1 protein-coding gene and 1 pseudogene are annotated in these 14,865 nt (G+C 74.9%); both read left to right on the forward strand.

From position 1 onward, the window contains the following. Nucleotides 1-18 precede the first annotated feature (18 nt). Entirely contained in the window at nt 19-10,176 is a 10,158-nt protein-coding gene (locus ACIBSV_RS42010) for a type I polyketide synthase (RefSeq protein WP_395872828.1), read from the forward strand. Beyond that, nucleotides 10,173-14,852, forward strand: a pseudogene (locus ACIBSV_RS42015) (type I polyketide synthase); the annotation flags it as partial. The gene ACIBSV_RS42010 and the pseudogene ACIBSV_RS42015, both read left to right, overlap by 4 nt. Nucleotides 14,853-14,865: the final 13 nt, after the last annotated feature.

A 14,865-nucleotide genomic window follows, 5' to 3' on the forward strand; every position in this document is an offset into this window, starting at 1 on the left:
GTCGGCTACCTCAAGCGGGTGGCCGCGGAACTGCACGACACCCAGGCGGAACTGCGCCGCGCCGAGCAGCGGGAGACCGAGCCGATCGCGATCGTCGCGATGGCCTGCCGCTACCCGGCCGGGGTGTCCTCGCCGGAGGACCTGTGGCGCCTGGTGGCCGACGGCGGCGACGCGATCGGGCCGCTCCCGGACGACCGCGGCTGGGACCTGGAAGGGCTCTACGACCCCGACCCGGACGCGCCCGGCAAGAGCTACGCCCGCGACGGCGGCTTCCTGGACCACGCGGCCGACTTCGACCCGGAGTTCTTCGGCATCAGTCCGCGTGAGGCGTTGGCGATGGACCCGCAGCAACGCGTCCTGCTCGAAGTGGGCTGGGAGCTGTTCGAACGCGCGGGCCTGGATCGCGCCGCGCTGCGCGGCAGCCGTACCGGTGTGTTCGTCGGCGCCGGCTCGTCGGGATACGGCACCGGCTTTCGGCAGGTGCCCGAGAGCGTCGGCGGCTACCTGGGCACCGGGACGATCATCAGCGTCCTGTCCGGTCGGCTCTCCTTCGTGTTCGGGCTCGAAGGCCCCGCCGTCACGGTCGACACGGCGTGCTCGTCCTCCCTGGTCGCCCTGCACCTCGCCGTCCAGGCGCTGCGCGGCGGCGAGTGCACGATGGCGCTGGCCGGTGGCGTCACGGTGATGTCCAACACCGGCATGTTCAGCGAGTTCAGCCGGCAGCGCGGGATGGCACCCGACGGCAGGTGCAAGGCGTTCGCCGCCGCCGCGGACGGCACCGGCTGGTCCGAGGGTGCCGGGCTGCTCCTGCTGCAAAAGCTCTCCGACGCGCGGCGCGACGGTCACCCGGTGCTCGCGGTGGTGCGCGGCAGCGCGGTCAACCAGGACGGCGCCAGCAGCGGCCTGACCACGCCCAACGGCCCCTCGCAGCGCCGGGTGATCCGGCGGGCCCTGGCCAACGCCCGGCTGACGGCGGACGACATCGACGCGGTCGAGGCGCACGGCACCGGCACCACGCTCGGCGACCCGATCGAGGCGCAGGCCTTGCTCGCCACCTACGGGCAGGGCCGCGACCCGCGGCGGCCGCTGTGGCTCGGCGCGGTCAAGTCCAACCTGGGCCACACCCAGGCGGCCGCGGGGGTGGCCGGGGTGATCAAGACGGTGATGGCCCTGCGGCACGGCCTGCTGCCGAGCACGCTGCACGTGGACGAGCCGTCGCCGCACGTGGATTGGTCGGCGGGCACCGTACGGTTGTTGACCGAACCGCAGCCCTGGCCCGATGCCGAGGACCGGCCGCGGCGGGCCGGGGTCTCCTCCTTCGGGATCAGCGGGACCAACGCGCATGTCGTGCTCGAACAGGCGCCGGACGAGCGCGATTTCACGCCCGCGCCGGGGTCGGTGTCCGCGCCCGGGCCGGGCGCGGCGCCCGCCCCCTGGGTGCTGTCGGCGCGCGACGACGAAGGACTGCGCGCCCAGGCGGATCTGCTGGCGTCCTTCGTCGCCGCCGCACCCGACCTCGCTCCCGACGACGTCGCCTACGCACTGGCCACCACCCGGTCGGCGCTGGAGTGCCGCGCCGCCGTGACCGCCGCGGACCTCGACGGCTTCGCCGAACGGCTACGCGCCCTGGCCGGCGGCGAGGGCGCCGGCGCCGTGGCGGGACCGGACCGGCGCCCGGTCTTCGTGTTCCCGGGCCAGGGCTCGCAATGGGCCGGCATGGCTCGGGAACTGCTGGACGCCTCACCAGAGTTCGCCGCAACGATCGCGGACTGCCAGGCCGCGCTCGCGCCGCACGTCGACTGGTCGACCACCGACGTGCTGCGCTCGCCGGACGAGGACTGGCTGGAGCGGGTCGACGTCGTGCAGCCCGTGCTGTGGGCCGTGATGGTCGCCCTCGCCCGGCTCTGGCAGGCACACGGTGTGCAACCCGCCGCCGTGCTGGGCCACTCCCAGGGGGAAATCGCCGCGGCCTGCGTCGCGGGCGGCCTGAGCCTGGCGGACGGCGCCAAGGTGGTGGCCCTGCGAAGCCGGGCCATCCTGGACCTGGCGGGCACCGGCGGCATGGCCTCGGTCTCGCTGTCGGCCGCCCGCGCGCACGGGCTGATCGGACCGCTCGACGGAGAACTGACCGTCGCCGCGGTCAACGGCCCGCACTCGGTGACGGTCGCCGGCGACCAGCCCGCGATCGACGAACTCCTCGCCGTGTGCGAGGGCCAGGGCGTGTGGGCCCGCCGGATACCGGTGGACTACGCCTCGCACTCCGCGCAGGTCGAGACGATCCGCGACCGGCTGGCCAAGGAGCTCGCCGGCATCGCGCCGACCACCTCCACCGTGCCGTTCTACTCCTCCACGACCGGCGCACTGCTGGACGCCGCCGCCCTGGACGCCGGCTACTGGTACGACAACCTGCGCCGACAGGTGCGTTTCCACACCGCGGTCGACGCCCTGCTGGCCGCAGGCCACACCGCGTTCGTCGAGGTCAGCGCACATCCGGTGCTCACCGTCGCGCTGGAGGACACCATCGGCGCCGCCGACGCGGTCGCGGTCGCGCTGGACACCCTCAGGCGCGGCGCCGGCGGCCCCGCCCGCTTCGCCGAGGCTTTGGCCGCCGCGCATGTGCACGGGCTCACCGTCGACTGGCGGCACCTGTTCGCCGGCCGCGCCGGCGCGCCGCGCCGCGTCGACCTGCCGACCTACCCCTTCCGGCGGCGCCGCTTCTGGCTCCAGGCCCCCAGCGACACCGCCCGCGACGCCGCCGGACTCGGCCTGCTGGCGGCCGGACATCCACTGCTCGGCGCCACCGCGGCCCTGGCCGACGGCGGCGGCCTGCTGCTGACCGGACGGCTGTCCGCCCGCGCCCTGGCCTGGCCCGCCGACCACACCGTGGACGGCACCGTACGGCTGCCCGCCGCGGCCATGGTCGAACTGGCGATCCGCGCGGGCGACGAGGCAGGCTGCGACCGGATCGACGAGCTGTCCCTGGAGGCGCCTCTGGAACCGGGCGCCGACGCGGTACGCCTACAGGTCTCGGTCGGCGCGCCCGAGCCGGACGGCCGCCGCTCGCTCGCGGTGTTCTCCCGCCCGTCCGAGGCAACTGCCCAGGAGCCCTGGACCCGGCACGCCACCGGCCTGTTGCGTCCGGGTCGGCCCACCCCGGACGCCGGCTTGCAGTCCTGGCCCCCGCCCGGCGCCGAGCCCGTCGAACTCAGCGGCCTCCACGACCGGTTGGCCTCCGCCGGGCATACTCTCGGTCCGGCCTTTCGCGGGCTGCGCGCGGTCTGGCGGCGGGACGGGGAACTCTTCGCCGACGTCGCCCTGCCCGACGAGCACGCGCAGGACGCGGGCGAGTACGGCCTGCACCCCGCGCTGCTCGACGCCGCGCTGCGACTGCGGCTGTTCGACGATGACTTGGCCGTACCCCCCGCGCCCGACACGCTCGGCGGCATCACGCTGTACGCGGCCGGGGCCGCTGCCCTGCGGGTACGGCTGCGCAGCACCCAGGGCCCAGCGGGGACCGCGCGCCACGCCCTCCTGCTGGCCGACCCCACGGGGCAGCCGGTGGCCCGCGTCGACACCGTGGCCACCCGTGGCGCCGCGTCGGCGCCGGACCCCGCCCACCGGGGCCGGCACGAAGCGCTGTACCGGGTCGAGTGGGTGTCCGTCGGCTCCGCCGCCGACGCCACTGCCTCCGACGAGGTCGGCTGGGCCGTGCTGGGCACCGACCCCCGCGGCCTGGCGGACGCACTGCGCGGCTCGGGCGCCGACGTGCGCGCGTTCGCCGACCTCGACGCGCTGGGCGCCGCCCTGGACTCCGGCGCCGCCGTGCCGGACGCGGTGGTGTACCCGGTACAACCGCCCGACGCGCCGCCGGCCGCGGCGGCGCACGCGGCCGCCGCCGACCTGCTGCCCGTACTGCGTACCTGGGCCACCGCCCCCCGCTTCGAGACGTCCCGGCTGGTCGTGGTGACCGGCGGCGCGGTGGCCGCCGCGCCCGGTGAGGGCGTGCCCGACCTGTCGTCGGCCGCCGCCTGGGGCCTGGTCCGCTCCGCGCAGACCGAGTACCCCGACCAGTTCGTCCTGGCCGACCTGGCCGACCCGGCCGCCTCGGCATCCGAGACTCGGGGGCGGGCGCTGGCCGCAGTCCCCGGCTGCGGCGAACCGGCCGTCGCCATACGCGGCGGCGACCTGCTCGCCGCCCGCCTCACCGGCTACCGAGGCGACCCGGACGCGGCGACCCGGCCGTTCCGCACCGACCGCACCGTCCTGATCACCGGCGGCACCGGCACCCTGGGCCGACTGATCGCCACCCACCTGGCCGCCGAACACGGCGTACGGCACCTGCTGCTCACCAGCCGCTCCGGCCCCGATGCCGAGGGCTGCGCCGAACTGCGGTCCGAATTGGCGGCGTTGGGCGCCACCGCGGACATCGCCGGCTGCGACGCCGCCGACCGGGACGCGCTGGAGCGGCTGCTCGCCGCGATCCCCGCAGCCCGACCGCTCGGCGCGGTCGTGCACGCTGCGGGCGTCCTGGACGACGGCGTGATCGAGTCGCTGACCCCCGAGCGACTCGCCGCGGTGCTGCGGCCCAAGGTCGACGGCGCGGTCAATCTGCACGAACTGACCCGCGATCGCGACCTGTCCGCGTTCGTGCTGTTCTCCTCGGCCGCGAGTGTGCTCGGCAGCGCCGGCCAGGCCAACTATGTCGCCGCCAACGCGTTCCTCAACTCCCTGGCCCAGCACCGGCGTTCATTGGGGCTACCGGGACTTTCGCTGGCCTGGGGCTTCTGGGAGCGGGCCACCGGGATGACCGGCCGGCTCGCCGAGGCAGACCTGCGGCGGATGGCCCGCTCCGGCGTCGTCCCGCTGTCCTCCGCGACCGCCCTGGACCTGTTCGACCGCGCGACCGCCGCCGACGAGCCACTCGCGGTGCCGCTCCGGCTGGACCGTACCGCCCTGCGCGCCCAAGCCGACGCCGGCGTGCTGCCCGGACTGCTGCGCGGCCTGGTTCGCGGACCCGTGCGCCGGGCCGCCTCGGCCGCGAGCGGCGGCCGCGTCGCCGACCGCTTCGTCCGCGACCTGCTCGCCCTCGACGCGCCCGAGCAGGAACGGACGCTGACCGCACTGGTCCGGGCCCAGGTCGCGGCGGTGCTCGGCCACGACAACGCCGAAGCCGTCGACGTCGACAGCGCCTTCAAGAGCCTCGGCTTCGACTCGCTGATCGCGGTCGACCTGCGCAACCGGCTGGCCGCGCTCACCGGGCGGCGGTTGCCGGCCACCCTGGTCTTCGACTACCCGACCGCCACCGCGCTCGCCGGATACCTGCGCACCGAACTCCTGGGCACCCGAGCCGAGACCGCAACGCCCACGGGCGCACCGCACGCCGGGACGACGGCCGGCACCGACCGGGAACCGATCGCCATCGTCGCGATGGCCTGCCGCTTCCCCGGCGGCGTGATGTCGCCCGAGGACCTGTGGCAGCTGCTGGCCGACGGGCGCGACGGACTGACCGACTTCCCCACCGACCGCGGCTGGCACGTGGACGGGCTCTACCACCCCGACCCCGACCACCCCGGTACCAGCTACGTACGCGAGGGCGGCTTCGTAGAGCACGCGGCCGACTTCGACGCGGGCTTCTTCGGCATCTCGCCGCGCGAGGCACTGGCGATGGACCCGCAGCAGCGCCTGCTGCTGGAGGTCTCCTGGGAGGTGTTCGAGCGGGCCGGCATCGACCCGGCGCTCCTGCGCGGTTCCGCCACCGGCGTGTTCGTCGGCGCCGCCAACATCGGCTACCTGGCCGGGATGCGGGTGCCCGATGAACTGGGCGGCTACCTCGGCACCGGGAACGCCGCGAGTGTCGCGTCCGGCCGGCTCGCCTACACCTTCGGCCTGGAGGGCCCCGCCGTCACGGTCGACACGGCCTGCTCCTCATCCCTGGTCTCGCTGCACCTCGCGATCCAGGCGCTGCGAGCCGGCGAGTGCTCCATGGCGCTGGCCGGCGGCGTCACGGTGATGGCCAACCCCGGCCTTTTCGTGGACTTCAGCCGACAGCGGGTGCTCTCCGCCGACGGCCGCTGCAAGCCCTTCGCGGCCGCCGCCGACGGCACCGGCTGGTCGGAGGGTGTCGGCATGCTGCTGCTCGAACGGCTCTCCGACGCGCGGCGCAATGGTCACCGCGTGCTGGCGACGGTGCTCGGCTCGGCCGTCAACCAGGACGGCGCCAGCAACGGACTGACCGCGCCCAACGGGCCCTCGCAGCAACGGGTGATCCGACAGGCGCTCGCGAACGCGCGGTTGAGCGGGCCGGACGTGGACGCCGTCGAGGCACACGGCACCGGCACCGCGCTCGGCGACCCGATCGAGGCGCAGGCGCTGCTGGCCACGTACGGCCGGGAACGACCCGCGGACCAGCCGCTGTGGTTGGGCGCGCTCAAGTCCAACATCGGGCACACCACCGCCGCCGCGGGTGTCGCGGGGGTGATCAAGATGGTGATGGCGATGCGGCACGGCACGCTGCCCAGGACGTTGCACGTGGACGCGCCGACGCCGCATGTGGACTGGACGGCGGGCGCGGTCGAGTTGCTGACCGAGGCGCGTCCCTGGCCGGAGACCGGCCGGCCGCGCCGCGCCGCGGTGTCGGCGTTCGGGATCAGCGGAACCAACGCGCACACCGTGCTCGAATACCGCGCACCCGAGCCGGCCGACGCCCCGCGCGCCCAGCCGCAGGCCGAGCCGGGCGTGCTGCCGTACCTGCTCTCCGCCAAGACCCCGCAGGCATTGGCGGCCCAGGCCGAGCGGCTGCGGGGGTACGTTGAGGCAACCGACGTCGCCCCCGCCGACCTCGCCGCCGCGCTCGCCGGCACCCGCACCGCACTGGACCACCGAGCCGTGGTCACCGCCGCGGACCGGGACGAACTGCTTGCCGGGCTCACGTCCCTCGCGGCGGACGGCCGGGGCGCCGGAGTGACCGCCGGCGTCGCGCGGGCGGACCGCCGATCGGTGTTCCTCTTCGGTGGGCAGGGAAGTCAGCGGGTCGGGATGGGGCGTGAGCTGCACGATCGCTTCCCGGTGTTCGCGGAGGCGTTCGATGCCGCTGTTGTCGAGTTGGATCGTCGGTTGGTGGGGCATGTCGCGTATTCGGTGCGGGATGTGGTGTTCGGTGCGGAGGGTGCCGAGGGTTTGTTGGACGAGACGGTGTTCACGCAGGCGGCGTTGTTCGCCGTGGAGGTGGCGCTGTTCCGGTTGGTGGAATCCCTGGGAGTACGCCCTGACTTCCTGCTCGGGCATTCGATCGGAGAACTCGTCGCCGCGCACGTGGCGGGCGTGTGGTCGCTCGCGGACGCGGCGGCGGTCGTTGCGGCGCGGGGCCGGTTGATGCAGGCGCTCCCGGCGGGTGGCGCGATGGTCGCGGTGCAGGCCGGCGAGGCCGAGGTGACGACGGCGCTGGAAGGTACCGAGGCGGTGGGCGTCGCCGCCGTCAACGGGCCGACCTCGGTGGTGATTTCGGGCGACGAGGAAGCCGTTCTGGCGGTCGCCGCGCAGTTCGCGGAGCAGGGCGGCAGGACCAGGCGGCTGCGGGTGGGGCACGCCTTCCACTCGGCGCGCATGGAGCCGATGCTCGCGGAGTTCCGCAGGGTTCTCGAAGGCGTTTCGTACGCGGCCCCGCGGATCCCGGTGGTCGCCAACCTCACCGGCCGAATCGCCGAGGCCGAGGAACTGACCGACCCCGGCTACTGGGTGCGCCAGGTCCGTGAACCGGTCCGTTTCGCCGACTGCGTCGCCGCCGCCGGCGCCCAGGGCGGGTCCGTACTGCTGGAGGTCGGGCCCGACGGGGTGCTGACCGCGATGGCCCGCGAATGCCTCGGCCCGGCCGCCGACACGCTCGCCGTTGCGCTGGTTCGCCGAAATCGGCCGGAACGGGCAACGCTCGCCGCCGCGTTGGGCGCGCTGCATGTGCACGGGATAGCCGTGGACTGGCCCGTCTTCCTCGTGGGCCGGGGCGACCGGGTCGACCTGCCGACCTACCCGTTCCAGCGGCAACGCTACTGGCTGGACCCGCTGCCCGACCCACGAACCGCCGCCGGCGGCAATTCGGACGACCCGAACACCTGGCGCTACCACGCTGAGTGGACGCCCTGGGCCGGCCGGGCGGAGGCGGGCAGCTCCGCGGCCGCGGCATCGGGCGCCGAACTGTCCGGCACCTGGGTGGTGGTGAGCCATCCGGCAAGCCGGCACGCCGACGCGTGCGGGCGCGGGCTCGAACAGCGCGGCGCGCACGTGATGGCACTCCACGTCGACCCGGCGACGTGCGATCGCAGCGTTCTCGCCGACCGCCTGCGCGAACTCGGCCCCCTCGACGGCGTGGTCTCGCTCCTGTCCGACCTGCCGGGGGAGCGCGCCGACCTGCCCGGGCTCACCCACGGCCTGGCGGCCACCCTCGCACTCGTTCAGGCACTCGCCGACACGAACCCGGAGGGCAGGCTGTGGTGCCTGACCTTCGGCGCGGTGTCCACGGCGGCGTCCGAACCGGTCACGCATGCCGAGCAGGCGCAGATCTGGGGGCTCGGCCGGGGTGCCGCGCTCGAACTGCCCGGCGTCTGGGGCGGCCTCGTGGACATCACCGATGCCTTCGCGGCCGGCTCGATACCGGACGGGTCCGAAGCCCGGGCCCTCGATGATGTCGCCGACCTGTGGACCAGCCTCGCGGACGTGATCGCGCACGGCGCCGAGGACCAGGTGGCGATCCGGCCTGCCGGCGTCCGGGTACGGCGCCTGGCCCGCGCGTCGGTACCCGCCGAGACCGGCGACCCTTCCTGGCAGCCCGAAGGCACGGTACTGATCACCGGCGGCACCGGCGGTCTGGGCGCGCACGTGGCGCGCTGGGCGGCCGGCGCGGGGGCGGAGCGTCTGGTCCTGGCCGGCCGCCGCGGCGCGGCGACCCCGGGGGCCGAGGCCCTCACGGCCGAACTGACCGGCCTCGGCGTCGACGTCCTGATCGAGGCCTGCGACGTGGCCGACCGAACCGCGGTACAGCGCCTGATCGAACGCATCGACGCCGCCGGGCCGCCGCTGCGGGCGGTGGTGCACGCCGCCGGGGTGACCCAGGCGGCTCTGATCACGGACACCGATCCGGTCGAGGCCGCGCGAATCACCGCGGGCAAGGCCGCGGGCGCGGCCTTCCTGGACGCCGTGCTCGGCGACCGGCCGCTGGCGGCGTTCGTGCTGTTCTCCTCGATAGCCGGCGTCTGGGGCAGCGGCGCCCAGGGCGTCTACGGAGCAGCCAACGCGCACCTCGACGCGCTGGCCCGGGACCGCCGGGCCCGCGGCCTGACCGCCACGTCGATCGCCTGGGGACCGTGGGCCGGGGACGGCATGGCCGAACAGGACGACGGGGACCAGCTGGCCCGGCGCGGCCTGCGGGCGATGCATCCGCGGGCCGCCGTGGACACGATGGCCCGCGCGGTGGGCCTGGGCGACACGGACGTGGTCGTCGCCGACGTGGACTGGAGCACCTTCGCTCCCCGCTTCACCTCGATGCGCCCGAGCCCCCTGCTCGACGGCCTGCCCGAGGTAGCCGCCGTCCTCGCCGCGCGGGCCGCTCCGGGCGCCGGTGCCCGCCCGGCGGACCCCGACCTGGCCGGCCGACTGGCGACCGCCGGAGCCGCGGAACGCGAGACGATCCTGCTGGAATTGGTGCGCGGCGAGGTGGCGGCCGTACTCGGCCATGCCTCGGCCGGTCAGGTACAGGCCGACCAGGCCTTCCGCGACCTGGGGTTCGACTCGCTGACCGCCGTGGACCTGCGGGACCGGCTCAGCCGCGCGGCCGGTGTCGAACTGCCGAGCACGCTGGTGTTCGACTACCCGACCCCCATCGAACTGGCCGCTCGACTGCGAACCGAACTGACCGGCGGCGACGCATCCGTCCTGGCCCCGGTGCTCGCCGAACTCGACGGCCTGGAAAACGCGTTCGGTCGCGTGGCGGAGGAGGACCCGCAGCTTCGCGCCCGGGTCGCGCTGCGCATGCGGCGCTTTTTGGATCGACTCGGCTCCCTCGACCGCGAGGACACCGCGACCGCGAACGGGGCGGGCGTCGAGACCGCCTCCGACGACGAACTGTTCGCCCTGCTCGACCACCATCTCGAAGCCCCCGGGCAGGCCCCGAAAGGTGACCACTCATGAGCGGCAGCGAAGACAGGCTGCGGGACTATCTCAAGCGCGCGACGGTCGACCTGCAGCGGGCCCGAGCTCGCATCGCGGAACTGGAGCGCCCCGAGCCGATCGCCGTGATCGGCATGTCCTGCCGTTACCCCGGCGGCATTCGTTCGCCCGAGGACCTGTGGCGGGTGGTCGCCGACGAGGTGGACGCGGTGAGCGGCTTCCCCCTCGACCGGGGCTGGCAGGTCGACGACCTCTACCACCCCGACCCCGACCACCTCGGCACCAGTTATGCGCACGAGGGCGGATTCCTGGACGGCGCGGGTGAGTTCGACCCGGCGTTCTTCGGGATCTCGCCGCGCGAGGCGCTGGCGATGGACCCGCAACAGCGGCTGCTCCTGGAGACTTCCTGGGAGGCGTTCGAACGCGCCGGGGTCGACCGGCGCACCCTGAAGGGCAGCCCGACCGGCGTGTTCGTCGGCGGCACCCCCACCGGCTACGGCGCCGGTGTGCAGCGGATGCCCGAGGGGGTCGAGGGATACGCCCTCACCGGCAGCGTCGGCAGCGTGCTGTCGGGCCGCGTCTCCTACGCGCTGGGCCTGGAAGGCCCCGCGGTGACCGTGGACACCGCGTGCTCGTCCTCGCTGGTGGCGCTGCACCTGGCCGTCCAGGCGCTGCGCGGCGGCGAATGCACGATGGCACTGGCCGGCGGGGTGACCGTGATGGCCACTCCGGCCGCGTTCATCGAGTTCAGCCGGCAGCGCGGTCTGTCCGCCGACGGTCGGTGCAAGCCGTTCGCAGCCGCGGCCGACGGCACCGGCTGGGCCGAGGGCGTCGGCATGCTCCTGGTCGAACGGCTCTCCGACGCGCGCCGCAAGGGCCACCCCGTACTCGCCGTCGTGCGGGGCACCGCGGTCAACCAGGACGGCGCGAGCAACGGCCTCACCGCGCCCAACGGCCCCTCACAGCAACGGGTGATCGAACAGGCGCTGGCCAACGCGGGCCTGGCACCGGCGGACATCGACGCGGTGGAGGCGCACGGCACCGGCACCCGGCTGGGCGACCCCATCGAGGCCCAGGCGCTGATCGCCACCTACGGGCCCGGCCGCTCGCCGGATCGGCCGCTGCGGCTGGGCGCGCTGAAGTCCAACCTCGGGCACACCCAGGCCGCGGCCGGCGTGGCCGGCGTGATCAAGATGGTCATGGCGATGCGCCACGGCACGCTGCCCAAGACCCTGCACGTGGACGCGCCGACACCGGGCGTGGACTGGTCGTCCGGCGCGGTGGAACTGCTGACCGACAGCCTCGCCTGGCCGCCCGCGGCGGGCGAACCGCGCCGGGCCGGGGTTTCCGCGTTCGGGGCCAGCGGCACGAACGCGCACGTGATCCTCGAGGAGGCGGCCGCCGCCCCGGCGCAACCGGCGGACCAAGACGGTGCGGCGTCCCGCGCCTGGTCGGGCCCGCTGCCCTTCGTCGTGTCCGCCCGCGGCGAAGCCGGCCTGCGCGCCCACGCCGCACAACTGGCCCGCCACGCGCGGGTCGAGACCGCGACCCCGCTCGCGGACATCGCGCTCACCCTCGCCGTGCACCGCTCCGCGCTCGACGACCGCGCGGTGGTACTGGCCGCGGAGCGCGCGGAGTTGGTCACGGGCTTGGAGTCGCTGGTCGCGGGGGAGCCGGTGGCGGGCGTGGTGCAGGGCGTGGCGCGCCCGGTGACGCGCCCGGTGCTGGTCTTCCCCGGTCAGGGATCGCAATGGCTGGGGATGGCGGCCGACCTGCTGGACTCCGCACCGGTCTTCGCCGAGCAAATCGCCGCGTGCGAGGACGCGTTGGCGCCGTTCGTCGACTGGTCCGTGACGTCGATGCTGCGGTCGGAGTCCGAGGAGTGGTTGGACCGCGTCGATGTCGTACAACCCGTCCTGTGGGCGGTGATGGTGTCCCTGGCCGAGCTGTGGCGCTCCTTCGGCGTACGGCCCGCCGCGGTGGTGGGCCACTCCCAGGGCGAGATCGCCGCCGCCTGTGTCGCGGGCGCGCTGACGGCGGCGGACGGCGCGAAGGTGGTGGCGCTGCGGAGCAAGGCCATCCTGGATCTGCCCGGCGACGGGGGCATGGCCTCGGTCGCCGCTCCGGTGGAGCGGGTGCGCGAACTGATCGCGGGATACGACGGCCGGATATCGGTCGCCGCGGTGAACGGCCCGGCGTCGGTGACGGTGTCGGGAGAGTCGGCCGCCCTGGACGAACTGCTCGCGAGTTGCGCACGGTCGGACGTATGGGCGCGGCGGGTCCCGGTGGACTACGCCTCGCACTCGGTCCAGGTCGAGTCGATCCGCGCGCGGCTGCTGACCGAGCTGGCCGACATCCGACCGGTCGCGGCCGCGGTGCCGTTCTACTCCGCGGTGACCGCCGACCTGCTGGAGACCACCGCCCTGGACGCGCAGTACTGGTACACCAACCTTCGCCGAACCGTCCGCTTCGAGGAGACGATCCGGCTGCTGCTCCGGCGGGGTCACGACGCCTTCATCGAGGCCAGCGCCCACCCCGTACTGACCACGGCCTTGCTGGGCACGATCGAGTCCGCCGAGGGCGCGGCGCTCTCGCTCGCCACCCTGCACCGTGACCGGGACAGCACGGCGGGCTTTTGCGCCGCGCTCGCCCAGGCGTACGCGAACGGCGTCGACGTGGACTGGCGTCCGCTGCTCGCCCACCGGGGCGCGGTCCGTACCGACCTGCCCACCTACGCCTTCCAACGCGAACGGTTCTGGCTGGCGGACGCGCCCGCCGAGGAAGCCGCGCCCGCCGCCGGGTCCGCGCAGCCGGGTGAGGCGCGCTTTTGGGAAGCGGTCGAAGGCCGCGACATCGACGCCCTTACCGCGATGCTCGGGACGACCGGCGCATCCGGACGCGCCGCGCTGGAGGCGTCGATCGACGCGCTGGCGGGGTGGCGCGACGGGCGCCGCCTGGACGCCACCGTCGACGAGTGGCGCTATCGCGTGGTCTGGCGACCGCTGACCGGCGCCCCCACCCCGAGCCTGACCGGCACCTGGCTCGTGGTGTCCGCCGAGGACGCGCACGACCCGGACTTCGAGGCGCAGTGCGTCCAGGCGCTGACCACGCACGGCGCGCGGGTGGCGCGGTTGCCGGTCACCGCGGCCGACGTCGAGCGCGGGCCGCTGGCCGAGCAGATCGCCCGGGTGCGGGCGGGGCTGCCGGACGCCGACTTCACCGGCGTGATCTCCCTGTTGGGCCTGGAGGAACAGGCCCGAGAAGATCATCCCGCGCTCTCGCGGGGGATGGCCGCCACGATCGCGCTCGCCCAGGCCCTCACCGACACCGAATCGGGTGGCCCGCTGTGGTGCCTGACCCGGGGCGCGGTCTCCGTCGCGAGTCGGGACGCGCTGACCCACCCGGCCCAGGGTCGGGTCTGGGGCATCGGCCGAGTCGTCGGCCTGGAGTTCCCCCGGCTGTGGGGCGGCCTGATCGACCTGCCCGCCCGGCCCGACGCGCGGGCCTGGGCCCGCGCCGTCGGCATGCTGCCCGGCACCTCGGGCGAGGACCAGCTCGCCATCCGCGACTCCGGCGTCCTGGTCCGGCGGCTGATCCGCGCCTCGGCGGCCGACCGGGCACCGATCCGCGACCCGCGACCCACCGGGACCGTGCTGGTGACCGGCGGCACCGGCGGTCTGGGTGCGCAGGTCGCGCAGTGGGCCGCCGAGAAGGGCGCCGAGCGGCTCGTGCTGACCAGCAGGGCCGGACCGGCGGCGCCCGGCGCCCACGAACTCGCCGAGCGGCTACGCGCGTTGGGCCCACAGGTCACCGTCGCGGCCTGCGACATGGCCGATGAGGACGCGGTGGTCCGGCTGGTCGCCGAGATCGACGCCGACGGCCCGCCGCTGCGGGTCGTCGTGCACGCGGCCGGCCTGGGCCAGGCCAGTGCGCTGGCCGACACCGACCTGACCGAGAGCGCCCGGCTCGCCGCGGGCAAGGTGGCCGGCGCGGCGGTGCTCGACCGCGTCCTGGGCGACCGTCCGCTCGACGCGTTCGTGCTGTTCTCCTCGATCTCCGGCCTGTGGGGCAGCGGCATGCAGGGCGTGTACGCGTCCTCCAACGCCTACCTGGACGCGCTCGCCGAGCACCGCCGCGCCCGGGGTGCGACCGCCACCTCCATGGTCTGGGGCCCGTGGGCCGGCGCGGGCATGGCCGACGACGAGCGAGCCCACGAGATCCTGGCCAGCCGCGGCGTCCGGATGATCGACCCGCGCACGGCCCTCGCCGCGATGGACCGCGCGCTGGAGCTGGACGACACCGTCGTCGTGGCCGCCGACATCGACTGGGAACGGTTCATCACCGGCTTCACCGCCCTGCGCCCCAGCCCGCTGTTCAGCGAACTCCCGGACGCACAGCGCGTGTTGAGCGCAGCCCTGGTACCGGACACCGCCGCCGCGGCGACCAGCGGGTTGGCCCGCCGACTCGCCGAGGTCACCGCCGCCGAACGCGACGCGATCGTCCTGGAGACCGTACGCGCCCAGGTCGCCAAGGTGCTCGGCCACACCGCCCCCGCGGCCGTGCCCGCCGACCGGGCCTTTCGCGAACTCGGCTTCGACTCGCTCACCGCCGTGGATCTGCGCAACCGGCTCAACGCCGAGACCGGCCTGGCGCTGCCGACCACCCTGGTCTTCGACTACCCCACCTCGCAGGTGCTCGCCAAACACATCC

This window comes from Embleya sp. NPDC050154 (assembly GCF_044460165.1).
GTDB lineage: Bacteria > Actinomycetota > Actinomycetes > Streptomycetales > Streptomycetaceae > Embleya.